This window comes from Bacillus cereus group sp. BfR-BA-01523 (assembly GCF_022662615.1).
GTDB classification, from domain to species: Bacteria; Bacillota; Bacilli; order Bacillales; family Bacillaceae_G; genus Bacillus_A; species Bacillus_A mycoides.
In genome coordinates, this window is record NZ_JAKUDX010000007.1 from 85635 (window position 1) to 109339 (window position 23705).

The following is a 23705-nucleotide window of genomic DNA, read 5'->3' on the forward strand; positions in this document are numbered from 1 at the left end:
GACAATGTCTACTTATAGACGAAATGATAGATTTATGAAAGAGAAAAGGGGGAAATTGTTGGCATGTACATGACGATAGGGAGAATTTTTGATTTGACAGTTGGCAAATATCCGAATAAAGAGGCGTTAGTAGAACCAGAAAAAAATATTCGTTGGACATATAAACAGTGGGATGAGCAAATAAATAAAACGGCGCAAGCTCTATTGAAAGAAGGAGTAAGAAAGGGAGATTGTGTATCTGTTTACCTATATAACTGCCGTGAATTTGTAAACGTTTACTTAGCCTGTGCGAAAATTGGCGCGATCTTCAATCCAATTAATTTCCGCTTAAAAGCAAAAGAACTATCGTATATCCTCCAAGATGCAGCCTCGAAAGTAGTTGTCTTTGAAAAAGCAGTCGAATCAACAGTTGCTATGATTGAACGAGATTTTCTAAATTCGTCTTTTTGGTACGTGGAAGACGATGCACCTTCCTATGCTAGTTCTTACCATGAAAAAGTAAATGAAGCATCAGCTGAAAAAGTAGATATTGTAGTCGATGAAATGGATTTTTGTTCTATGCTTTATACGAGCGGAACGACGGGTCATCCGAAAGGCGTACTACATCGCCATCGTGATATGGCTGAGCATAGTATGATTTGTACGTATTTCATAAAATATAATAGGGATAGCGCCGGGCTTGTGGTAGCACCTTTATATCATTGCGGCGAGTTAAATGCTGGAATCATACCGCGCATTCAAGTTGGCGGAAAGAATGTTATTTTACATCATTTTGATACGGATAGAGTATTACATACCATTCAAGAAGAGAAGATTACGACGTTTTTTGCAGCACCGACGATGTGGAATATGTTACTGCAAAAAGATCTAACTAAGTATGATTTAACTTCAATGAAAATCGGTGTATACGGCGGAGCTGCAATGGCACCGGCGCTAGTGAAGGAATGTAAAGAGCGCCTTTATATTGATCTTGTTCAAATTTACGGAATGACAGAAATGGGACCAGTTGTTGCGTTTCTCGTAGAAGAGGATCAAATTACGAAAGCTGGTTCAGCAGGAACACCGTGCTTTAGCCATGAAATTCGAATTGTGAAACCGAACGAAGATGGACCAGCAGAGCCAGATGATACGTTGCCTCCTTATGAAGTAGGGGAAATTATTTTGCGCGGTCCAACTATGATGGCTGGTTATCATAATAGAGAAGAAGCAAATGCAAAATCGATGTATAAAGGCTGGTATCATTCTGGTGATTTAGGATACTTCGATAAAGACGGTTATTTATTCGTTGCAGACCGCGTTGATGATATGGTAATTAGCGGTGGCGTAAATATTTATCCTCGCGAAATTGAAGATTTCCTTCATAGTCACCCTGGTGTATTAGATGTTGCGGTACTTGGTGAGCCCGATGAACTATGGGGAGAGCGTGTCGTTGCGGTTGTTGTAAAGAAAGATGAAGCGATTACAGAAGAAGAATTGGAAATATATTGTAAAGAAAGTGATGAATTAGCAGACTATAAACGTCCACGTCACTATTTATTTGTGGATGAACTGCCTCGTAATGCGAGTGGGAAGTTGCAAAAATTTGTGCTGAGAGAGTCGTTAAAAGGTATGAAAAAATAATGAAAAAATGCCTTTCCAAATTCGGAAAGGCATTTTTATTACTTGCGTGAGAAACCTTCTTCATCAAGGTATTCCGCAGCTTCTGGATAAGAGTTGAATGTACCGTCTAAGTTTACGCCAGCGTAAACATTCCACATGTCATCCTCTTGAATAAGAGTTAGGATATGACCGTCTTCGTTCTTCCATTCTTCTTCTGCAGCAGGTTCCATTGGTGCTATAATTTCCTCTGGCTCCTGTGATAGACGTTCAATTACTTTTTCAATTAATGAACGCAGTTCTTCTTCTGAAAACTCACGGATGTTAATCATACCTTTAGCATCTGTTTTATAACCTTTAATGAAGTATGCATATACAAATCCGTTTCCGTTTGGGTGTAAATGATATACAACGTTCTTTTTATCTAAACGACTTTCTTCAAAGTGAAAGTTTACGCGTTTTAATGATACGTTCTTTCTTTCTAATTCCGGGAAAGATTCAATAATTGATAATTTTTCTTCAAAAGTTAGCATAGTGCCTCCAAGTATATAGTAAAAGATTTAATTTGTTCATTATAGCATAGTCAAGTTTGTTTCCAAAGGTAGATTCGTCATATTGCTGTTTTTTAGTTTGACTTGGGAAGGCTATTTATCAATGTAGACGTTTACTTCACGAGACTGTAAAGAGTTTTTTATAAATACGCTAACGAATGATTTGTTTTAGATGTACAATGGAACATGGACTTTATAAGAAGGTGGTTATTTATATGTTTCAAAAAATAGCAAAGGAATGTTTAGCAGGGTTTACTGTTGCGATTGTTGCTTTGCCGCTAGCAATTGCATTTGGTATTGCTGCAACGGGAACGTCTGAGGGAGCACTTGTCGGATTGTATGGTGCAATTTTTGCAGGTTTGTTTGCGGCGTTATTTGGCGGTACACCGGGGCAAGTAACGGGTCCTACTGGGCCGATTACAGTAATTGCAACGGGCGTTATTGCAACTCACGGCTTAGAGGCAAGTTTTATTGCCTTTATGATGGCAGGGTTATTTCAAATTTTATTCGGTGTATGTAAGCTCGGTTCTTACGTTCGATATATTCCGTATCCTGTCGTTTCAGGATTTATGAATGGTATTGCATTAATCATTATTTTAGGTGAAATAAAGCACGTACAAAATAGTTTTCTACTTGTTGTGTTAACGATTATTGTAATGATTGTTTCTGGCAAATGGATTAAGGCGATTCCGTCTAGTTTAGTAGCACTAGTCGGTGTGACAGCTTTGCTTCCTTTATTTTCTTCTCTACTCGAAGGACTTACAGTAAAGTTACCGATTATCGGAAATCTTTCATTAAACAAAGTAATTGAAAAGATTGGAACCATTCCAGAAGCGATGCCTACGCTTCATATTCCATCTTTAAGTGGAACAGGAATAGCAACACTTATTTTACCAGCGCTTAGTATTGCTTTATTAGGATCGATTGACTCGTTGTTAACATCGGTCGTAATGGATAATGTGACAGGTACACGTCATAAAAGTAATAAAGAGCTCATTGGACAAGGTATCGGTAATATGATGAGCGGATTGTTTGGCGGATTAGCAGGTGCAGGTGCGACTGTAAGGTCTATCGTGAATATAAGAAGTGGTGGTAAAACAGCACTTTCGGCATGTATGCATAGTGTTATATTATTTATTTTTATTATGGGTCTTGGTTCGGTCGTACAATACATTCCGCTTGCTGTATTATCAGGTATTTTAATTTTAACTGGTATTGGAATGTTCGATTGGGAAAGCATGAAAAAGATGCATGTCGCTCCTAAAGGTGATGTCGTTGTTATGCTCGTAACGATGATTGTAACGGTGAAGTTCGATTTAATGATTGCTGTTGCATTCGGTATTATTCTTTCGTTCATCATATATATGGTGAAGTGTAAAGAACGTAAAACTTCTATCGTAAAAGAAAGAGAAGAAACGTACACGATTCAAGGGCCGCTCTCTTTCCTATCAGTAGATCGTATTTTCTCTACTTTACAAGATGTGAAGTCACCGGTTGTTTTACGTATGAAAGATGTGCGTTATATGGATGTATCAGGAGCTATGGCATTATTAAATTTTGTTGAGCAATCAAATAAAGTAGGAGCAAGTGTAAAGCTTGAGCAAGTACATCCGAGTATTGAAAAAACAATCGTAGTAATGGCGAACGATGAACAGAAAGAGCAATTGAAAATCTTAAGTGTTTAGATGGTAATTAGAATATCTCACAATCTTACATACATTATAATGTAGAGTTGTGGGATATTCTTATAATGTTTTTAGTAATATGTATCGCATTGATAGAGAAGAAGAGCTTTTTTGAGTAACAGAAACAGTGATAATATGTACATATATAATGGAAAGAATTAGAAAATTAATTGTGAAGAAATAGGCGTGAACTGGTTCTCTTTTCTATTTTGAAAAAAAAACCAAGTATTCAACCTATAATAAATTTGTTATGATAATCAATGGGATAAAGTGAATCCCTATCGTTTAAAACAATATGTTTGAGAGTATATGTATAAAAGAAAAGAGAAAAAATATGAATAAAACATTTGTAAAAGGAGCAGCAATTTTAACCATTACAACTTTTTTGTCGAAATTGCTTGGTAGTTTTTTTCAAATTCCATTACAAAATATTGCAGGAGATGAAGTGCTCGGTATTTTCCGCCTTGTTTTTCCTGTATATATGATTGCTCTTACATTATCGGTAGCCGGAGTTCCGCTTGCAATTTCGAAATTAATTGCAGAGTTGAACGAAAAAAATAAGCAAAAGGAAATTGCGAAATTATTTAAATCAGCGTCAATTATAGGGATAGCATTTGGCGTTTTCGGCTGTTTAGTCATTGTATTATTTTCTATTGAAATTGCAAATATGCTTGGTGGACAAGAAACTAGAATGCCGTTGCTTATTACTTCATTAGCATTACTCATTGCGCCATACATGGCGGTTTATAGAGGGTATTTTCAAGGTTTCGGTGATATGAAACCAACAGGGGTATCACAAGTCATTGAGCAATTTGTACGTGTGTTTTTTATGCTAATAATTGCTTACATACTAGTATCATGGGATAAGAGTAATACTGTTATTACTAGTGGTGCGATGGTTGGCTCTTTTCTTGGAGTCATTAGTTCGCTTATATATTTGCGTATAAAATATAATAGAAGTCCATACTACAATAAAAGCAATTCCTATTCGCTCCGAGATTTAAGAGAACACGGCAAAAAGATATTGCGGATATCGATCCCAATCGCTATCGGAGCTTTATCAATGCCACTTTTAAATTTAGTAGACTCGCTTACAATACCGCATGTATTACAAGGATCATCAACAGAAATTCAAGAACAATTTGGAATATACAGTCGCGGTTTTGCATTCACGCAAATAATTGTTATTTTTGCAAGTGCAATTGTATTTCCGTTAATACCACTCTTAACTTCCGCATTGGCCAAAAGAGATATAAATTTGGCGAAAATAACAATTCAAAATACAAATCGACTAGCGCATGTTTTGACAGCACCGTTAACAATATGGTTGATGGCATTAACAGTACCGTTAAATATCGGATTGTTCACAGACGTAAAAGGCAGTAGTATGTTAACAGTTATGATTGGCAGTTCGTATTTTACTGCGGTTATGGTATTATCAATAGGTGTTTTACAGGGGATTAATCGTTCTGCACAAGCTGCATGGATTGTTATTGGCGCGAGTTTTGTGAAAGTCGTGTTAAACATGATGTTAGTGCAGGAGTTTGGCATAGATGGAGCGGCGTATAGTACATTAATTACTTACGTATTGATTTGTATTGTAAATTATTTGTATATTCGAAGCTACATTGCCTATTCTATTCATTTAAAAAGCTTTTTTGGTGTGCTAGGAATAGCATGTATTTTGGGACTAGGATTGTATGAACTGTGTAATGTGATAGATGTTACATCTTCAAGAATTATGACGTTATTATTCAGTGGTATAGCATTAAGTATTACAACCATTTTGTATGGTGTATGTGCTTTGAAATTAAAATGGATATCAATAAAAAAAATACCATTTTTGAAAAGATAAATATAGAAATTTAATTTTTTATTAAAATTCATATGAGCTGATAAAGAGGAAACTATGTAGGGTATCAAGTGTTTAGGTAAGGAATGGGTACCAGTTTATGTTAAATGAGATAAACTGGTACCCAGTTTTGGAGGAGATTTAGGGTGCGTTTAGTCTTATCAGGATATTATGGTTTTTATAATGTTGGAGACGAGGCGATTCTACAATCAATTATTGAATCGTTAAGTAAAGAGAACCCGGATATAGAACTAGTAGTACTATCAAATGATTCTAAATATACAAAGGAAATGTATGGTGTAGAATCGGTAGATCGCTGGAATATAAAAGCTGTTTATCATGCGATTAAAAACAGTGATGGAGTTATTAGCGGTGGCGGGAGCCTTCTTCAAGATCAGACAAGTACGAAGAGTATTCTATATTATACGGGTATTATGGGACTCGCTCGATTATTAAAAAAGCCGTATTATATTTATTCACAAGGAATAGGGCCAATTACAAAAGGATATAATCGTCTATTAGTAAAATGGAACTTGTCAAAAGCTTCCTATGTATCAGTTCGAGATGAGGATTCGTTTTTATATTTAAAAGGACTTGGTATAAAAAACGATATTGAAATTGTTCCAGACCCTGTTTTAACATGGAAACGAACAAAACAATCGGATTGGTTGCAAAAGCATTCGATACATGGAAAAGTAATCGCGGTTAGTGTACGTTATTGGCATGCAAAAGAAGATTATATAAAAAAATTAGCTATGGCATTAAAAAAATTAAAGCAAGAAGGATACCAAATTTTATTTGTTCCAATGCATGAGCCATTTGATCAAAAAGCTTCGCGTGAAGTAATAGAATTAATGGGAGAAGAGACGTATATGCTTCCATATAAAATGGATATCGACGAGAAAATATTCATTTTATCACAATGTTCATTACTAATTGGTATGCGTCTTCATGCACTTGTTTTTTCTGCAGTAGCCAAAACTCCAATGGTCGGGATTTCGTACGATCCGAAAATTGATTCGTTTTTAAGTCAAGTGAATCAGCCAGTTATAGGAAGTGTGGATGGCGAATGGAGTGCTGAGTATTTATATGAACTTGCAAAAAAGCAATTAATGCAACAAGGAACTGTGCAGCAAGAGTTACAATTAACAATAGATGAACTTCGGTTGCAAGGCAAACAGGCAACAAAGAAACTCATTGATCATATGGAAAAAGACACTTTATTAAAAAAGTAAAGTGTCTTTTATTTTGTTTTTTAATTTAATGAAAATTCTAATTATAAAAACGTTTTATGTTAATTTCTATTTATTATGCTAAAATGATTGCAATTATTATATAATCAAATTTGTGATAATAAATTCGTAGATTACGAGGAGGATAACCTTGAAGACTTTTTCAAAAGGTATAACAGCAGTGGCATTAACGGGATCATTACTTTTAACTCCTATTTCAAGTTATGCGGCAAATGATGATATTACAGGACATATGTTTGAGACGCATATGCGTTCACTTATTACTAAAGGAGTTTTAATGGGGTATGGTGAGAATGTATATGCGCCTGATAAGCTAGTAACAAGAGCAGAGTTTGCTACATTCATAGCAAGGGCTTTAAATTTACCGAAAGCTGATTCGAATTTCGAGGATGTGCCGAAGACTTACGGTTTATATGATGGTGTAAGTAGAGCATATGGAGCGAAAATTATTAATGGTCGTACTAACGAGACATTCTCACCAAATGATGTGATTACACGTGAAGAAATGTCGATAATGGTAAAGAGAGCGTTAGACTATAAAAATATTAAAATAGCTGTAAGTCCGCTTACCTTTACTGATAAAGATAGTATTAACTATAAAGAGCATGTACAAGTTATGGTGGCTACTCAAATTATTAAAGGGTATCCAGAAGATAATACATTTAGACCACATGTATCAGCTACAAGAGGTATGGCTTCAGCTATGTTGGATCGCATGCTTCAGACAATTGAAAAAAACGGAAATAGCAATCCTGTAGAAACTAAGAAATATGTCGTGATAAATGTAAGAGAAAACGGAACAGAGCAAGAAGTAGAGCGCTATAATACGTATAAAGAAGCGGTTACGGCTGCGCAAAATAAAGGTATTAATGCAGTGAAGTATGAAAATGAATTCTTATGGATTAAAGATGGGTTTGCAAGTGCGAAGCGAGTAGAAGGACAAAATATAATTAATGTTTATGGTAACGATTTACAAACAGTTTATACTTATGTTCAGTATGGAACGGAATTTAAAGTGCTAGAAGTTGGCGAAGATCGTGTGAAAGTTCAACTTTCTGATTTAACAGGTTATGTGAAGAAAAATGAAATCACTTTAATTCCTACAAATGAAATGAAGAACTCAACTTATTATGTGAAATCAGATGGATATTTATACCATAAATATTATACATATAATACAAGTTCACCTGGATATACAGAATTTAGATATGGAGCGGCACCTTCTTTCATGAAGCAAGGACAGCAAATGTATAGTGTAGATGGAAAGACGTTTGGAAATGAGACTTTCTATCAATATTTCAATTATTTATCATTGCGTTCTAAAACAGACTATACAGCTGAACAATTAGATAGTTACATAAAATCGGTTAAACCAGATTCTCCACTAATCGGTTTAGGAAAGAAATTTAAAGAAGTAGAAAGTAAGTATAATGTAAATGCATTATTCCTATATTCATTAGCAATTCATGAAAGTTATTATGGAACAAGCGCTCTTGCAAAAGACAAAAATAATTTATTTGGTTTAAAAGCAACAGACGATAGTCCATATGGTAACGGGGAAGCATTTAATTCAAAAGAAGATTGTATTGAACATGCAGCAAAAGTATACATGAATGAAGGATATTTAAATCCAGGACATTGGCGTTATACAGCAACATATACAGGTGATAAAGCTGCTGGTTTAAATGCGAAATATGCATCTGATGCGAATTGGGGTAAAAAAGTAGCGGGGCATATGAGTCGTTTTGATTCGTATTTAGGTAAAAAAGAATACAACAAGTATAAACTTGCTCGTGTGAAGAATGATGTGGAAGTGAAAAAGGATCCGCATAGATCAAATGAACGACTTTATCGCTTAACTACAAATAAAGTTGTAACAGTTACAGGCGAAGAAACGATAAATGGACAAGTGTGGGTTAAAATTATTTCTGATAATCCTGCTGTAAATGAAGCGTATATCGCAAAAGAAAACTTAGAATACGTAAAACACTAATTAAATATAAAAGAGAAAAACTGATTATTTAGATGCATTTTAAAAAAAGGTGCTCAAAAAGCCAGAATAACTGACTTTTTTGAGCACCTTCTTTTTTATTATTCAATTTCAAAATCAACAATTAAGTAAGCGAGTATAACGACGAAGAAAATACTAACGGACGGCGCTGTTAATACGTGGCCGGACATAAAGCCGATTCCGATTGATAGTACAACGGTGCTAGCTAATAGCATATATTTCACAGTTAATATTTTCTTGAAGTTTGTAACGACGTACATGAATAGTTTGATGCCGAAGTAAAGGAATGGTAGTAAATAAAAGAGAAAACCGACGATTCCGAATGCAAAGAATAGATCGTGGAAATCCATTTCGATTAACTTAATTTTATCAGTATAGTTACCAGCATAGCCCATTCCGAATAGTTTTTGTGATAGTGGTGCGTCTTTATAGTATTGTTTGTATACTTTTAAAAATTTATCGCGATCACTGTAAATTAAACTTTTCATTTCAGAGTCTGTTAGTTCACCCTGCTCATGTTTTTCTTCTTTAATTACTTTTCCTTCTTTTCTATCCTTTTCTTCTTGTACTGATTTTTTGTATTCGTATATTTGCATGTGGATGCCCATATTTTTTGCAATAGGAGTATGTGGTGTAAGTACAATTAAACCTCCTAGTACAATAGCGGCAACAACTGTATTTACGAGATATGTGAATCCTTTACCTTCTTTTTTGCGATGCACCATATATTCAATGAATGAGAATAAAAGTGCCACGCCAAGCGTTAGAACAATTGCACCATATCCTACTTTCGTTCCGACCATAATACTTGCATACATCGCAAGTATTGTTGGAATCCAGTAATAGATTTTCGAAAAAGAAGTTGTTTTATGAATCGAATAGAGCACTACGATTGGGAACATAATTGCAAAAATAGAACTTAAATCATTTCCAGCAAAGAACCAACCTCTTGAGCCAATCTTTGAGTGAGGGTAGCTTGGGAAATCTGTACCAGTTTGCATTGCAACAATCAGTGTGATGCTTAAAATTAAAGTTGCATATAAGAAATATGTAATGATTTTATGCAACGTATATTCTTTATTTTTCAACTCTTTAAAGACGATGATATATCCAAACAGTAGCACAATTGGATATATGCTCTTTAAAATAAATTTTACTTCTTCGCCAAATGAAACTGGAGATTTAATCATCATATTATTTGCAAGACCAATTGCTAGTACGATCCCGAGTAGGCATAAATAGAGAATGTACTTTTTCGCTCCAGGTTGTTCTCTATGAAGAAGTAGATAACCTAATGCAAGAAGCATAAAGGCGAAACGGACTACGATTCCAACTGTTGCGCTCATGTGTAATACATAGATTGAAAAAGACGTTAATAAATCTAAAATTGGTTGAAACACAATGAATAGCAATAGGAAATGCGGGAAGTAGTTATCCGTTTGTTTCAACTTATTAACCATATATTCCTCCATTTCTTCATTCCTTTAGTTCAATACCCAAGAGATGGGGATAAAAGCCTTGTTTACATAATAAGGTGAATGAATTTCAATATTTATTTTTTTGCATCAAAATTAAGAATACACCATTTCATTGTAATGGTAAATAGATGAAAAATATTGATAAACCGACTTTAATTTCTATATTTTTTAACGAAATTGGATGTTTTATACGGAGATATATACAAATTACGAGAAAATTAGACAGAAAATTAAGAAAAAAGAAGGATTTTTAACATGCTTTCTATAATTATATAAGTATAATCTTTATGTTGAAAAGAGGGGTATATATAATGGAAGTAACAAGTAAAACAGAATCTGTTGTTGTGAAATATGAAGGGCGCGTAGCAACGGTTATGGTCAATCGCCCAGAGGTTTTAAATGCATTAGATGAACCAACGTTAAAAGAGTTATTACAAAAGTTGAAAGAAGTAGCGGAAAGCTCTGTTCACGTTGTTGTGTTATGCGGAAGTGGCCGTGGTTTTTCTGCGGGTGGAGATATTAAATCAATGCTTTCAAGTAATGATGAAAGTAAGTTTGAAGGCATCATGAATACAATTTCTGAAATCGTTGTGACGTTATATACGATGCCAAAGCTTGTTATTAGTGCAATTCACGGGCCAACTGCTGGACTTGGATTAAGTATTGCATTAACAGCTGATTATGTAATGGCAGATATATCATCAGTTATTGCGATGAATTTTATTGGAATCGCTTTAATTCCAGATGGTGGTGGCCATTTCTTCCTTCAAAAGCGCGTCGGTGAAAATATGACGAAGAAAATCATTTGGGAAGGGAAGAAATTATCAGCGACAGAAGCGCTAGATATCGGTTTAATTGACGAAGTAATCGGTGAGGATTTCCAAACGGCTGTGAAGCAAAAAATTAATGAATGGTTACAACAACCAATCAAGGCGATGATTCAAACGAAACAAATTTTATGTGAAGTAAATCGTTCTAATTTAGAACAAACGCTTCAGCTTGAAAAGCGTGGTCAATATGCGATGAGACAAACAGCGGACCATAAAGAAGGTATTGCTGCTTTTCTAGAAAAACGTTTACCAGCATTTAAAGGGGAATAAAGTGAAACTTTAATCCGTGGGGGGGTGTTTATCCCCCGCGGATTATTAGTCTGACTGCCCGTTAATTCGAGATAAAGGGAAGAAAGTGCTAACACATTTTAGTATAATTGTGTTAGCACTTTTTTTAGGAGTAATAAATGAAGAAAATTATCGGTGTTATCGTTATGATTTTACTTACATATTATGCTTTGCATAGTACACCATCTCTTGCGGTACGGACTGCATTATTCTTTGAGGGACATCCAACTGTTGCTTTCTCTGGTGAAGTGAAGAAAGAACGGGATGTGAAAAAAGAGGCGATTCCTGATGAGTACCAAACCTTATACGGCGATAAGAAAGAAGAACCAGAGCACTATTTCTTTCCGCATGTAAGAGCACATGGATCAGGAATTGATATGATTAGTGCATGTGTGAAGAAGGAATGGTTTTTCTATAAAGCAGAGCTCGGGTGTTATTAAACATAGGAGGATGAATGATGTCAGCATATAACAAGTTAGTAAGAGATCGTGTTCCAGAGAAGATTTTAATGTCTGGAAAAACATATACAGCACAAAAATTAATAGGGCAAGCATACATACAAGCTTTAGCGAAAATTGGAACGGAAGAAATTCGTGAATTTGCTTCGATGAAAGAGCGTGAACATGCGCTAGATTCACTTGCAGATGCACTTGAAATTATTATTTCATTAGCGCGTGCAGAAGGTGCAACAATGGAAGATGTAGAGCTTATTCGTAAACAGAAAGAAGAAGAGCGCGGCGGATTTACAAGAGGGATTTATTTGATGGACGTTTCGGAAGAGTAGTTTTATAGAAAAAGCACAGCTTACTCAGTAGCGCTGTGCTTTTTTCCTACAATTAGGCTAATGATTAAGAAGATAATAGTTAATGCCCAGCCAATTGTAATTGAGGTAGTAGTGTGAACGACATAAGAAACTTGTAAACATAGTAATGATGATAAAAACCAAATAAGTGCAATATGTACATGTTTTTTCGTTACATTCATTTTTGTTATCTCCTTTTCACTTACTAAACTAAATTTTACTATAATTTAGAAAATTGAACTATATGAGTAGAGGTTTTATCGTAATTTCGCTATACTAAATAGTAGAGAGAATGAGGAGGAAACGACAATGGCACATCATGCAAAAGAAACGATGGAATTAATTAAAGAGCTTGTCTCTATTCCAAGTCCATCTGGAAACACTGCGAAAATTATTAATTTTATTGAAAACTATGTAAGTGAGTGGAATGTAGAGACGAAGCGTAATAATAAAGGCGCTCTTATTTTAACGGTTAAAGGGAAGAATGATGAGCAGCACCGTTTATTAACTGCACATGTTGATACGTTAGGCGCAATGGTGAAAGAAATTAAGCCAGACGGTCGTCTTCGACTATCTATGATTGGTGGATTTCGCTGGAACTCTGTAGAAGGGGAATATTGCGAAATTGAAACGTCAAGCGGTAAGACGTATACAGGTACAATTTTAATGCATCAAACCTCTGTCCATGTGTACAAAGATGCAGGGGAAGCGAAGCGCGATGAGAAAAATATTGAAGTGCGTATTGATGAGCGTGTCTTTTCAGCAGATGAAGTACGTGAGTTAGGAATTGAAGTAGGAGACTTCGTTTCATTTGATCCACGCGTTCAAATTACGAAGAGTGGATACATAAAATCACGCCATTTAGACGATAAAGTAAGTGTAGCAATTCTATTAAAATTGATTAAAAGATTGCAAGATGAAAAGGTAAAATTGCCATATACAACACATTTCTTAATTTCTAATAATGAAGAAATTGGATACGGTGGAAACTCAAATATTCCAGAAGAAACGGTAGAATATTTAGCAGTTGATATGGGAGCGTTAGGTGATGGACAAACATCTGATGAATATACAGTATCCATTTGTGCGAAAGACTCTAGCGGTCCATACCATTACGCTTTACGTAAACATTTAGTTGAACTGGCGAAAGCGAACGCTATTGAATATAAAGTGGATATTTATCCATACTACGGATCAGACGCATCAGCTGCGATTCGCGCCGGATTTGATGTGAAACATGCATTAATTGGAGCTGGTATTGATTCTTCTCACGCATTTGAGCGTACGCATGAGAGTTCCATTATGTATACAGAAGCATTAGTGTATGCATATGTAATGTCTAATTTAATTGAGGAATAATTTCATAGCAAATAGAGAGGGCTGATTGAAAATATTATTTTTAATCAGCTTTTCATTAGCGCAAGTTTTTTATATTCATAAAGGAAAAGTACTCGAAGTGAAAATTGGCGAAGGTGACCTAGGTATTGCAGGAACTCGTTTTAAAGCTTTAGATAAAGGGAAGTTCCTTATAAGGAATTATGATAATGGAGAAGGAATATGGTATTTCTCGACTTTCCAAACAAATCTTGAGACGGGAAAAGCAGAAAGGATCGATCAGGTAAAGCTTTCTTTGGAGGAAGGGAATATATATTAAAGAAAATTTTAAATAATACATTAGGAAAAGCGATTAGAGTACTATGTACTAATCGCTTTTTTATATACATTCATTATCAGTTATATATATACGATTTTTGTTATGTGAAGGGAAAACGTATTTACTATAGATATATAATGTTATAAACTATGAAAGGATTAATTATTAGTTAATACTTTATAGTTAGTTTAATGGGAGAAATTGTATAAATATGAAGTTTCGAGAGGAGATTTATTTTTCATGAAGTACAAAGCAATAGCCGCAGGTATATTAGCAGCAAATTTACTAGCACATCCAATTAGTAGTTTAGCAGAAACGAAGAAATTTCCTGATGTTTCAGACGATGCGTGGTCGAAAGACGCGATTTATTATTTAGTAGAGAGAAATGTGATTAATGGTATGCCAGATGGTAACTTTATGCCACAAGGAAATTTAACACGTGCTCAAGCGGCAAAGATTATCGCAACAGCAATTGGCGTTAAAGTGGATCCAAACGCGAAGCCATCTTTTAATGATTCAAAAAATCATTGGGCAGCTCAATATATTGCAGCGATTGAAAAAAAGGATATTATTAAAGGCCGAGGACCGGGAGTATTTGATCCTGAAGGACAAGTAACTCGTGCTGAAATGGCGGCTATGCTTGTAAGGGCATATGAATTGAAAAGCCAAGTAACCGGAACAGCGCCTACAAAATTTGCTGATTTAGAAAATCATTGGGGTAAAGAAGAAGTAAATATTTTAGTAGAATTAAAACTTTCTTTAGGTACAGGTGACGGCTGGAAACCAGATAATTCTATTACGCGTGAACAGGCAGCTCAGCTTACTGCTCAAACAGATAAATTTGGAAAGAATAGTAATCGTCCAGTAGAAACAAAGAAAATATATATCGATAGAAAATTCATTACATATCACGGACCATCATTAACATCTGGGGTTAGTGAAAATCAGCATGATCCACAAATGGTTGAAGTAAAAGAAGAGCGAGATGGATGGATCAAAATTGCAACAAGTAACGGTGATAAATGGACACCTTTAGTAGAGAAAACAGAAGCTATTAAGGAAGGATTCACTACATATGCAGGGGCTTCCCATACTGCTAAAGTACTAGGTACATATGGAGCACAACAAGTAACTGTTATTGAAGAAAGCGGTAGCTGGATTCGCATTCGTACAACTAGTGGTTTCCAATGGGTTGATAAAAATCAATTGAACCCAGTGAAACAAGGGAACTTCTTAGAAGGAAAAGCGATTATTATTGATCCGGGGCATGGCGGGGTTGATCCAGGGCATTCTGGTGTGAAAATGGATGAAAGTGCTATCGTATTAGATACATCTTTACGCGTACAAAAACTATTTGAACAAAAGACACCATTTACTGTTTTATTAACACGTAATGATGATACACGTCCAGGAAATACCTCTGGTGAATCTTTGAAAAAACGTATAGAATTTGCGCAAGAAAATAAAGGTGATATTTTTGTGAGTGTTCATGCAAACGGGTTTAATGAACAAGTAGAAGGAACAGAAACGTTCTACTACAGATCAGCATCAAATCCAAATTCAGAAGAGAGCCGTGTACTAGCAGAAAAAGTACAAAAACGTTTAGTACAAGCACTTCAATCAAATGATAGAGGTGTAAAAACAGAAGACTTCTATGTAGTGAAATACAATACAATGCCTGCTATTTTAGCTGAACTAGGTTTCATCGATGCTAAAGGCGAAGGTGAAAAACTAGCTACTGAACAATGGAGACAACGTGCAGCAGAAGCTATTTATCAAGGTATTTTAGATTACTACGAAGCAATGGGTAACAACGTATCTTCTTTCCGTTAATGAATAAAAGAGATTGCCATAGGCAGTCTCTTTTTATTTATAAAACAAATTATAAAGGTTTCTCTTTATTTCGGGCATATGATATCATTTAATTTTATATGAAAAAGTATTTGAGTAATTTTGATCATAACAATTTTAAACGATAAAGGATGATAATAGATTGAGTAATCATAGTAAAACACCTGCATGTATATATACGTATGCATTTCGTGAGGAGGAGCGTGCTTTATGTTACTTGGAAATGCGCTCGTTCTTTGGAATGGAGTCTCACGTTAATATTTTGAAAAGTGATGTCAAAATTGATCCGAGTAGAAGTGCGTTTATGAAAGAGCGCGTTGAGGTTATGTATGAAGGAGACGACTTAGAAAGTATTTTAAAACAAGTAGAACAAATTGATTTGGCGGGGGCGTCATTTAAAGTTATCTTCGTTAAAATCAATGATCTTGGGAAAGAAAATAAAATTGAATATGGGGAAAGACGTCTCATTGAACGCGACCTCGGTATGCATATTGAAGGAGAAGCGGATGTTCGTAATCCAGAGCGTGTATTCGGGATTGTTCCTCTTGGAGGACGCTGGTACTTCGGACACTATGTAGAAAGTGAGCCAGTTTGGTATCATCACATAAAAAAACCGCATAGTTATTCGACATCTCTTAGCACGCGTGTTGCGAGATCAGTTGCAAATATCGCTGTACCAAATCCAGAGGGAGTACGAGCTATTGATCCTTGCTGCGGCATTGGAACAGTAGTAGTAGAAGCACTTTCTATGGGAATTAACATTGTTGGTAGAGATATAAATCCACTTGTGGTTCTTGGAACGAGGAAAAACATCGCACATTTTGGGTTTGAAGGAACAGTAACAAAAGGTCCAATCGAGGAAATTACTGAGAACTACGACGTTGCAATTATCGATATGCCGTACGACTTATTTACGCATGCAACACCAGAAGACCAGTTCTCAATTCTTTCAAGTGCGCGCCGCATTGCAAAAAAAGTAGTCGTTGTCACGATGGAAACAATGGACGACATGATTCATGAAGCGGGATTTGAAATTACAGACCGCTGTATCACAAGAAAAGGATCATTTTCTAGACAAATTCTTGTTTGTGAATAGGAAAAGTCACCCGTTTATTAAATTAATAAATTACAGGATAGTTAGTCCATTATGAGGCTGATTATCCTTTTTTATTTAACAACAAATACAAAAACTCCATTTTGAATAAAGATTGATCAAAATGGAGTTACCCTTTTTAGCTAAGTATGAGATTTTTATAAAAAAGTTTGATTATTTTACTGAGCCTTAATGAATAACATTTCAAGAATACCAATAAAAAGCATAATCAGTCATAACTGAAGAATCACCCAACTGATGTAACATAGCTGAAATATTCCCTCTATGATAGGTTCCATGATTCACAACGTGTAAGACCATTTCAGATATACTTGTTTCTCTTAATCCTGCCCATGGATTATCCAACATTATTCTCTTTTCCATATCTTCCTGTCTGTTCAAAAAGGTTTTAAACCGGGATGTTAAAGTGTGAAATTCCGTTTCTAAGTCTTCAATGGGCAGTTTCTCAATCTTTTCTTGAATTTGAAATGAAGATTGCATTGCTTCATTCATACTCTGACCCTCAAGGGTATGAAGCCATCCATATTCCACCAAATAGAGATGAGATAAAACCTTTGAAACAGAAGAAAAGACACTTTTCATTTCCTTTTGATATTTCTCAGGAGAAAGTGTCTTAAGATGATCAATAATCCGTTGATTTGCCCATACATGATAGTTATATAGATTTTCTACATGATTTGCCATACAATCGCCTCCTTATCATCACGTTTTTTAATGTTCTTTATCAGAATGAATTATTCCTTTAAATATCATTACTTATTTGATGAGATCTTCAACTAAATGGCCCAATTGTTGAACAAAGGTCAAAGCAATCTTCAATTAACCTGCCCCGTTAGTTGAAGTACATTTCTTCACAATGTTTATCGTTAGATTAACATAAATATCCAACAAGAAAACATCAAACCTCTAAGAAATCTATAGAGGTTTGATGTTTTTAATCAATCTTTTTTACAAAGCTACACTTGTGACAAAAAAGCTTATTTTTTCATTTTGTGGTGATTCTGAATTCTTAAGTTGATGGGCATGCCTGTGTAGGTGATCTTTTTTTGGTTTGTATCAATGTGTGATTAGTTGGTAGTTTAGATGGGAGATTTGACGGGATTTGTTGAATAGACGATATATCTCGAGAGTTGTTTTGTTAGTGAATTACTCTTCTTTCGTTGTCTCTTGTTGTGCGATTAATAAATTGCGTAATACGTGTGCGCGGTAACTTTCTAGTTTTCGTCCTTCATGATAGCGAACACCTAATTTTTTTAGCTCAGCTACGTACCAGCCTTTTGTTCCGTAATACATGAGACCACTTCCTTTTTTCTTTTGAACAGTATATGTGCCTGGGTGAGAGAATTTTCTTTTTTTATTCATGAAATTCGCGGAGTTTAATATTGAATATTCAGTTTATTTTTATTATGATTAACTTATTATCGGATGACAGTGATTAGCCTCGCTGTAAGCCCAGATTTATGTTTGAAAATGAAGAGAGTAACTTCTTTCCACTTGAGCTTCTTTAGCAGAAGTACGAGCTATAAGGATAAGGGTAGTAAAATTCAATGCAAATGTGTACATTGTTTTTCTGGCTCTTAACATAGTAACGGAGGATGAAATATGCGTAAAGGGACTTTTTTTATGGCAGGACATTCGAGACTTCCGAAAGGTATGGCTGTTCGCAGTATGTATGAAACATTAACAATTACAATTGAGGCAGATCATAAATATCATGTCATTATTGAAGCGTCATGTACGCTTGCGACAGAGCATGGTAGAGACTTCGTCGCTCAAATGTTGAGAGGACATAGTTTGCAAGATGGTATTGAGGAAATCGTTCAAGATATTACGGACCATTATCAAGGAAAAGCGCAAAATGCTATCGTCAGTGCGGTGAAAGATTTACATCGCCAATATGTAAGTTATTTAAATGATGAACAGCCCAGGGGAGAGTACGAGGAAACAACACCATAAAAACTATCTAGTTTACAACCATAAACGAGAGCCAGTTGTATTTCTTTTAAAGAGATACGACTGGCTTATTTTATTGAGGAGGCAAGGAATATGAAAAAGTTAAATGAAGTGTAAGTTGTAAAACAAGAGATGAAAAAAAGAGGGTGCGTAGAAAGTAAGGGATTTTTAAAACGTATAAAGTATGTAGAGAAAATAATAAAAAACGAATTGACAGTTAGAAAATTTTGAATTATTATTTAATTAATAAGATCCATACGAGAAATTAGCCTTCTCTATATTCGATCTTGCTTTCCTGTTTTACAAATATTTTCATACAAACTGTCTATTATTATTGTACTTTAAGAGATTAAAGAACACTCGTAATTATGAGCCAGTTGTACGTTTCTACGATTTTATGTCGTGGATGCGTATGACTGGCTTTTTCGATGTTAGGGCAGTAAGACCGAATCTCAGTATAAGAAGATAAGGATAACTGTCTGTAAAAAACGTCAATAAGTTCTTCATATTTAAATTAGGGAGGAATTGAAATGTCGATTATTACAGAACAAAATGCAAAGATGAAATTTGCAAAGAAATATGAGGGGTATGAAATTGCTCCTCATCCAGAGCATAAACGTTTATATCATATTACGCTAAACCAGCAATTGCTTAAGCAGTTTTTTGAAGAGGTAAAAGAGCATTCAGAGCAGTCATTACAATACATTCCTTATTCTCGATTTAATCTTGCGGATGGAATGAGAAAGATTTTTGGGCAATCATTTATGGATAACATTCGCGGCATTGTTCATGACCGTGAAACGGGCGGATTTACAATTGGGGTACAAGGTGAAACGTCAGATCCAGCAGACTACGTGAAATTTGCAACAGCATTAACACATTTAATCGGGGAGCCAAACTTTGATGCAATGACAGGAACGTACTATGCTAGATTTAATGTGAAAGATACGGATAGTAGTGATTCTTACCTTCGTCAAGCGTACCGATTGTTTACACTGCATACAGACGGTACATTCGTTGATGAGCCGACAGATTGGCTTCTTATGATGAAAATTGAAGAGCAAAATGCAGTAGGCGGAGAATCTCGTTTACTACATTTAGATGATTGGGAAGACCTTCATAAATTTAGAAATCATTCGCTCGCATCTGTTAAGGTTACGTATAAAGCGCCACCAAGTAAAAATGCGCAAGAAATCGTCTATCGTGAAACGTTTTTTGATGTGAATAACGCACCATGTATTTGCTTTATTGATCAGTTCGCTTATCCAGATAATATTGAACAAGCAAACTATCTGAAAGACTTATCATATTCTGTTGAAAACTCACCAGCAACACATGCATTGAAATTACCAATTGGTGACTTAGTTCTTTTAAACAACTTATTTTGGATGCACGGAAGAGCTGCATTTGAAAAAAATAAAGATTTATATAGAGAACTAATGCGTCAACGTGGTTGTTTTTCTAAATAAGTTTGTACGGCGGGTCTTAAAAAGGGCCTGCCTTTCATCATATTAAGGGGGAAGTAGGATGTATGACTTTATAATTATTGGCGGAGGAATTGTTGGGCTTTCAACGGGAATGGCTTTAACGAAAAAATTCCCTCGTGCGAAAATCGCGATCATTGAAAAAGAAAAGGAACTTGCACAACATCAAACTGGACATAATAGTGGAGTAATTCACTCTGGAATTTATTATAAACCAGGGAGTTATAAAGCGAAGTTTGCTAAAGAAGGAAACGCAGCTATGGTTCAATTTTGTAAAGAAAATGACATCGCTTATGACATGTGCGGAAAAGTAATTGTCGCTACAGAAAAGGACGAACTTCCTCTTTTACATAACTTATATGAAAGAGGCTTACAAAACGATTTACATATTGAAAAAATAGGTGAGGAAGAATTAGCTGAAATTGAACCTCATGTAAAGGGACTTGGGGCAATCCGTGTTCCTTCTTGCGGAATTGCTGATTATAAAGGAGTAAGTTATGCATTTGCTCGCTTAATTCAAGAAAGCGGGGGAGAAGTACATTTAGGAACAGCGGCGGAGCGTATTACTGAGAAGAAAGACGCTGTAACAATTGAGACAAACAAAGGCACATTTAAAACGAAATTTCTCATTAACTGCGCTGGCTTACATAGTGATCGTATTGCAAAGAAGACAGGCATATTAACGGATATGAAAATTGTTCCGTTTCGTGGTGAATATTACGAACTTGTCCCAGAAAAACGCCATCTCGTAAAACATTTAATCTATCCAGTTCCAAATCCAGAATTCCCATTTCTAGGTGTTCATTTCACAAGAATGATAAACGGAGACGTACATGCAGGACCGAATGCAGTATTAAGCTTCAAACGCGAAGGCTATACGAAAACAGACTTTGATATAAAAGACTTCATGGAAACAATGACATACACAGGCTTTTGGAAAATGGCGATGCCAAATATGAAAGAAGGCATAAAAGAAATGGTGCGCTCATTTAGTAAACAATCATTCCTAAAAAGCTTGCAGCGCCTAATACCAGAACTTACAGAGAAAGATATCGTACCAACCCATGCAGGTGTAAGGGCACAAGCCATTTTATCGAACGGAAATATGGTTGATGACTTCTGCATTATCCCTGGTATCAATTCCCTGCATATTTGCAACGCACCATCCCCGGCCGCAACGGCTAGTATAAAGATTGGTGAGGAGATTGTAAGGCAAGTGCCGGATGTGGTGGCGGTTAGGGTTTGATGGGTCAGGGTGATTTGAGTCATAAATCCGCCTCGTTTTGAAGCGTAATATTACCGTGAATCATGAATTTGAAGAATCCCTTCTCACAAAGTGAAGCTTTAATCAGTGGTAGTTTTTCCTCAGCATTAGGGCTACGAAATTGAAAACTATTTAAAGAAAATACGACATCACTTCTATTTCTAGTTTATTAAAATAGGATTTATAGTAAGAATTTCTAAAAGTATAAAGGAGGGATATGCTTTGTTTCCAGGTACTTTATATGAAACACATGTTAAAACAAAAAATTTAGAAGTGGCAAAAGAGTTTTATACTAAACTTGGATTATTTCATGCTCGCACTATTGAAGAACGCCGTGTAGCTTTCTTTTGGTTTGATAAAGAAAATAAGAAGGAACAAATGCTGGGCATTTGGGAAGTATCGGAAGAAGCATTCCATACAAGTCACTTCGCATTCAAGGTTAACTATGAAGAAATCATTCATGCAAGAGAATGGCTTCTTAATAAAGGAATAAACCCAAGGGCTGCTTTCGGTCTTGAACCTTCCGAGCCTATGGTTCAAACTTGGACACCGACTGCAAATCTTTATTTTTACGATCCTGACGGCAATTCTTTAGAATTTCTATGTTTACTTCCTGAAAAGAAAAAAGTAAAACAAGACGTCATGTATTTGAGTGAGTGGGAAAGCTTGGGGAGTGAAGAATAAATTTGATTTTTAACTCGAATTTCGCAAAGCTATTTTAAAGGGAACCATAACCTTATCTAAGTGGCAAAGTTATGGTTTAAATCACCCCCTGAGTTTTCGGGGGATCTTTTTGTTTTGGGGCTAATAATCACCTACTGTATAAAAAAATAGACAGTAGTATGTATTTTTCAAAAAATGTATACAGATTTATCCCGCATTAACTGCCCGTAAAAGCCCGATTGGTGTGGGCTAATAATCAGTGGGGGATGAAGCCCCTCCCACTGATTAAAGTTTCACTTTATACTCTATGCGTTGGCATGATACTTGCAATGAAAATAGTATCAACATATAGGGGAGAGATAGAAATGAAGGTTAGTAAAATATACACAACAATTGATGCTCACGTAGCTGGGGAACCGCTTCGAATTATTACGGGCGGAGTACCAGAGGTGAAGGGAGAAACGCAATTAGAAAGACGCGCATACTGCATGGAACATTTGGATCATCTTCGCGAGGTTCTTATGTATGAACCGAGAGGACATCACGGCATGTACGGTTGTATCATTACTCCGCCCGCAAGTCCTCATGCTGATTTTGGCGTATTATTTATGCACAATGAAGGCTGGAGTACGATGTGTGGTCACGGAATTATCGCTGTTATTACAGTTGGAATTGAAACAGGTATGTTTGAAGTGACAGGGGAAAAACAAAAATTCATTATTGATAGCCCTGCCGGGGAAGTTATTGCGTACGCAACATTTAACGGGAGCGAAGTAGAGTCAGTATCATTTGAAAACGTTCCTTCGTTCGTATACAAGAAAGACGTTCCTATCAAAATAGATGACTATGACTTTCAAGTAGATATCGCGTTTGGCGGAGCATTCTACGCTGTAGTGGATAGTAAAGAGTTTGGTTTGAAAGTCGATTTTAAAGATTTAGCTGCAATTCAAACGTGGGGCGGTAAAATTAAACACTACATTGAAAGTCAAGTGGAAGTAAAACATCCACTTGAAGAAGATTTAAAAGGAATATACGGAGTTATTTTCTCAGATGAACCGAAAGGAAAAGACGCTACTTTACGAAATGTAACGATCTTTGCTGATGGGCAAGTAGACCGTTCCCCTTGCGGTACAGGAACTTCCGCAAGAATCGCAACTCTTTTTGAAAAAGCTGCGTTACAAAAGGGAGAAATTTTCGTCCACGAATGCATTACTAACGGGAAATTCGAGGGGGAAGTATTGTCGGTAACCGCAGTAGATACATATGAAGCTGTCGTTCCGAAAGTAACGGGGAATGCATTTATTACAGGATTTCATCAGTTTGTTGTAGACCCGAGAGATGATTTGAATAGGGGATTTTTGTTAGAGTAGAAGGAG

Annotated in this window: 21 protein-coding genes and 1 pseudogene; 17 read left to right on the forward strand and 5 right to left on the reverse strand. The window is 35.7% G+C overall.

Annotated features, from left to right (window positions below; genetic code table 11):
• Positions 1-63: 63 nt before the first annotated feature.
• Positions 64-1620 (forward strand): fatty acid--CoA ligase, encoded by a 1557-nt coding sequence (locus MR066_RS18470; protein WP_242248106.1) that lies wholly within the window; start codon positions 64-66, stop codon positions 1618-1620.
• A gap of 38 nt (positions 1621-1658) precedes the next feature.
• Here the strand turns inward: MR066_RS18470 and MR066_RS18475 are convergent, their stop codons facing one another.
• Positions 1659-2129 carry a hypothetical protein gene (locus MR066_RS18475; protein WP_002087340.1) on the reverse strand — a complete coding sequence of 157 codons (471 nt, stop codon included), beginning with the start codon at positions 2127-2129 and terminating at the stop codon, positions 1659-1661.
• A gap of 233 nt (positions 2130-2362) precedes the next feature.
• Here MR066_RS18475 and MR066_RS18480 point away from each other — a divergent pair, with 233 nt between their 5' ends.
• From MR066_RS18480 to MR066_RS18495, 4 genes are all read left to right on the forward strand, one after another.
• Positions 2363-3832 (forward strand): SulP family inorganic anion transporter, encoded by a 1470-nt coding sequence (locus MR066_RS18480; RefSeq protein WP_012260397.1) that lies wholly within the window; start codon positions 2363-2365, stop codon positions 3830-3832.
• 334 nt (positions 3833-4166) lie between these two features.
• Complete coding sequence (locus MR066_RS18485) at positions 4167-5687, forward strand: putative polysaccharide biosynthesis protein (protein WP_242248108.1); 1521 nt, start codon at positions 4167-4169, stop codon at positions 5685-5687.
• A gap of 143 nt (positions 5688-5830) precedes the next feature.
• The gene (gene csaB / locus MR066_RS18490; RefSeq protein WP_002087333.1) at positions 5831-6919 is read left to right on the forward strand and encodes a polysaccharide pyruvyl transferase CsaB; all 1089 of its coding nucleotides are present in this window, start codon (positions 5831-5833) and stop codon (positions 6917-6919) included.
• A 148-nt stretch (positions 6920-7067) separates the two neighbouring features.
• The gene (locus MR066_RS18495) at positions 7068-8930 is read left to right on the forward strand and encodes an S-layer homology domain-containing protein (RefSeq protein WP_242248110.1); all 1863 of its coding nucleotides are present in this window, start codon (positions 7068-7070) and stop codon (positions 8928-8930) included.
• Positions 8931-9028: 98 nt separating this feature from the next.
• Here MR066_RS18495 and MR066_RS18500 read toward each other — a convergent pair whose 3' ends face one another.
• Entirely contained in the window at positions 9029-10408 is a 1380-nt protein-coding gene (locus MR066_RS18500) for an O-antigen ligase family protein (RefSeq protein ID WP_242248112.1), read from the reverse strand.
• Between the two features lie 329 nt (positions 10409-10737).
• On the opposite strand from MR066_RS18500, the gene MR066_RS18505 reads away from it, so the two are divergent.
• The 3 genes from MR066_RS18505 to MR066_RS18515 all read left to right on the forward strand — a co-directional run bounded on the left by MR066_RS18505 (position 10738) and on the right by MR066_RS18515 (position 12328).
• Positions 10738-11526, forward strand: a complete 789-nt coding sequence (locus MR066_RS18505; RefSeq protein ID WP_002087329.1) for an enoyl-CoA hydratase — start codon at positions 10738-10740, stop codon at positions 11524-11526.
• Between the two features lie 137 nt (positions 11527-11663).
• The gene (locus tag MR066_RS18510; RefSeq protein WP_002087328.1) at positions 11664-11984 is read left to right on the forward strand and encodes a hypothetical protein; all 321 of its coding nucleotides are present in this window, start codon (positions 11664-11666) and stop codon (positions 11982-11984) included.
• Positions 11985-12001: 17 nt separating this feature from the next.
• Positions 12002-12328, forward strand: coding sequence for a nucleoside triphosphate pyrophosphohydrolase (locus MR066_RS18515; protein WP_242248114.1), 327 nt, complete (start codon positions 12002-12004; stop codon positions 12326-12328).
• A 20-nt stretch (positions 12329-12348) separates the two neighbouring features.
• Here the strand turns inward: MR066_RS18515 and MR066_RS18520 are convergent, their stop codons facing one another.
• A complete protein-coding gene (locus tag MR066_RS18520) occupies positions 12349-12528 on the reverse strand; it encodes a hypothetical protein (protein WP_012260403.1) in 180 nt (59 codons plus the stop codon).
• A gap of 127 nt (positions 12529-12655) precedes the next feature.
• On the opposite strand from MR066_RS18520, the gene MR066_RS18525 reads away from it, so the two are divergent.
• The 4 genes and pseudogenes from MR066_RS18525 (at position 12656) to MR066_RS18540 (ending at position 16947) form a co-directional block, all read left to right on the forward strand.
• On the forward strand, positions 12656-13705 hold the full coding sequence (locus MR066_RS18525) for a M42 family metallopeptidase (RefSeq protein WP_242248116.1): 1050 nt from the start codon (positions 12656-12658) through the stop codon (positions 13703-13705).
• A gap of 58 nt (positions 13706-13763) precedes the next feature.
• Positions 13764-14016 (forward strand): annotated as a pseudogene (locus MR066_RS18530) (hypothetical protein); the annotation flags it as partial.
• Between the two features lie 224 nt (positions 14017-14240).
• Positions 14241-15833: an N-acetylmuramoyl-L-alanine amidase gene (locus tag MR066_RS18535; RefSeq protein ID WP_242248119.1), complete on the forward strand. Its 1593-nt coding sequence runs from the start codon at positions 14241-14243 to the stop codon at positions 15831-15833.
• A 160-nt stretch (positions 15834-15993) separates the two neighbouring features.
• Positions 15994-16947 carry a TRM11 family SAM-dependent methyltransferase gene (locus MR066_RS18540; protein ID WP_012260407.1) on the forward strand — a complete coding sequence of 318 codons (954 nt, stop codon included), beginning with the start codon at positions 15994-15996 and terminating at the stop codon, positions 16945-16947.
• Positions 16948-17148: 201 nt separating this feature from the next.
• On the opposite strand, the gene MR066_RS18545 is transcribed toward MR066_RS18540, so the two are convergent.
• Both MR066_RS18545 and MR066_RS18550 read right to left on the reverse strand, forming a co-directional pair.
• Positions 17149-17649, reverse strand: coding sequence for a DinB family protein (locus MR066_RS18545; protein ID WP_001273686.1), 501 nt, complete (start codon positions 17647-17649; stop codon positions 17149-17151).
• A 462-nt stretch (positions 17650-18111) separates the two neighbouring features.
• Positions 18112-18327 carry a YflJ family protein gene (locus MR066_RS18550; protein ID WP_002030060.1) on the reverse strand — a complete coding sequence of 72 codons (216 nt, stop codon included), beginning with the start codon at positions 18325-18327 and terminating at the stop codon, positions 18112-18114.
• A 240-nt stretch (positions 18328-18567) separates the two neighbouring features.
• On the opposite strand from MR066_RS18550, the gene MR066_RS18555 reads away from it, so the two are divergent.
• The 5 genes from MR066_RS18555 (at position 18568) to MR066_RS18575 (ending at position 23699) form a co-directional block, all read left to right on the forward strand.
• A complete protein-coding gene (locus MR066_RS18555) occupies positions 18568-18921 on the forward strand; it encodes a DUF3870 domain-containing protein (protein ID WP_001225455.1) in 354 nt (117 codons plus the stop codon).
• A gap of 527 nt (positions 18922-19448) precedes the next feature.
• Entirely contained in the window at positions 19449-20387 is a 939-nt protein-coding gene (glaH, locus tag MR066_RS18560; protein WP_242248120.1) for a glutarate dioxygenase GlaH, read from the forward strand.
• A gap of 58 nt (positions 20388-20445) precedes the next feature.
• Complete coding sequence (gene lhgO / locus MR066_RS18565; RefSeq protein ID WP_242248121.1) at positions 20446-21648, forward strand: L-2-hydroxyglutarate oxidase; 1203 nt, start codon at positions 20446-20448, stop codon at positions 21646-21648.
• A 240-nt stretch (positions 21649-21888) separates the two neighbouring features.
• Complete coding sequence (locus MR066_RS18570; protein ID WP_242248123.1) at positions 21889-22350, forward strand: VOC family protein; 462 nt, start codon at positions 21889-21891, stop codon at positions 22348-22350.
• Positions 22351-22646: 296 nt separating this feature from the next.
• A complete protein-coding gene (locus MR066_RS18575) occupies positions 22647-23699 on the forward strand; it encodes a proline racemase family protein (RefSeq protein ID WP_242248213.1) in 1053 nt (350 codons plus the stop codon).
• Positions 23700-23705 lie beyond the last annotated feature (6 nt).

Bases quoted from the DNA above. Each gene is read 5' to 3' on its own strand.
- MR066_RS18470 (WP_242248106.1), top strand. From the start codon at position 64: ATGTACATGACGATAGGGAGAATTTTTGATTTGACAGTTGGCAAATAT.
- MR066_RS18475 (WP_002087340.1), bottom strand. From the start codon at position 2,129: ATGCTAACTTTTGAAGAAAAATTATCAATTATTGAATCTTTCCCGGAA.
- MR066_RS18480 (WP_012260397.1), top strand. From the start codon at position 2,363: ATGTTTCAAAAAATAGCAAAGGAATGTTTAGCAGGGTTTACTGTTGCG.
- MR066_RS18485 (WP_242248108.1), top strand. From the start codon at position 4,167: ATGAATAAAACATTTGTAAAAGGAGCAGCAATTTTAACCATTACAACT.
- MR066_RS18500 (WP_242248112.1), bottom strand. From the start codon at position 10,408: ATGGTTAATAAGTTGAAACAAACGGATAACTACTTCCCGCATTTCCTA.
- MR066_RS18505 (WP_002087329.1), top strand. From the start codon at position 10,738: ATGGAAGTAACAAGTAAAACAGAATCTGTTGTTGTGAAATATGAAGGG.
- MR066_RS18510 (WP_002087328.1), top strand. From the start codon at position 11,664: ATGAAGAAAATTATCGGTGTTATCGTTATGATTTTACTTACATATTAT.
- MR066_RS18515 (WP_242248114.1), top strand. From the start codon at position 12,002: ATGTCAGCATATAACAAGTTAGTAAGAGATCGTGTTCCAGAGAAGATT.
- MR066_RS18520 (WP_012260403.1), bottom strand. From the start codon at position 12,528: ATGAATGTAACGAAAAAACATGTACATATTGCACTTATTTGGTTTTTA.
- MR066_RS18525 (WP_242248116.1), top strand. From the start codon at position 12,656: ATGGCACATCATGCAAAAGAAACGATGGAATTAATTAAAGAGCTTGTC.
- MR066_RS18535 (WP_242248119.1), top strand. From the start codon at position 14,241: ATGAAGTACAAAGCAATAGCCGCAGGTATATTAGCAGCAAATTTACTA.
- MR066_RS18545 (WP_001273686.1), bottom strand. From the start codon at position 17,649: ATGGCAAATCATGTAGAAAATCTATATAACTATCATGTATGGGCAAAT.
- MR066_RS18550 (WP_002030060.1), bottom strand. From the start codon at position 18,327: ATGAATAAAAAAAGAAAATTCTCTCACCCAGGCACATATACTGTTCAA.
- MR066_RS18555 (WP_001225455.1), top strand. From the start codon at position 18,568: ATGCGTAAAGGGACTTTTTTTATGGCAGGACATTCGAGACTTCCGAAA.
- glaH (WP_242248120.1), top strand. From the start codon at position 19,449: ATGTCGATTATTACAGAACAAAATGCAAAGATGAAATTTGCAAAGAAA.
- lhgO (WP_242248121.1), top strand. From the start codon at position 20,446: ATGTATGACTTTATAATTATTGGCGGAGGAATTGTTGGGCTTTCAACG.
- MR066_RS18575 (WP_242248213.1), top strand. From the start codon at position 22,647: ATGATACTTGCAATGAAAATAGTATCAACATATAGGGGAGAGATAGAA.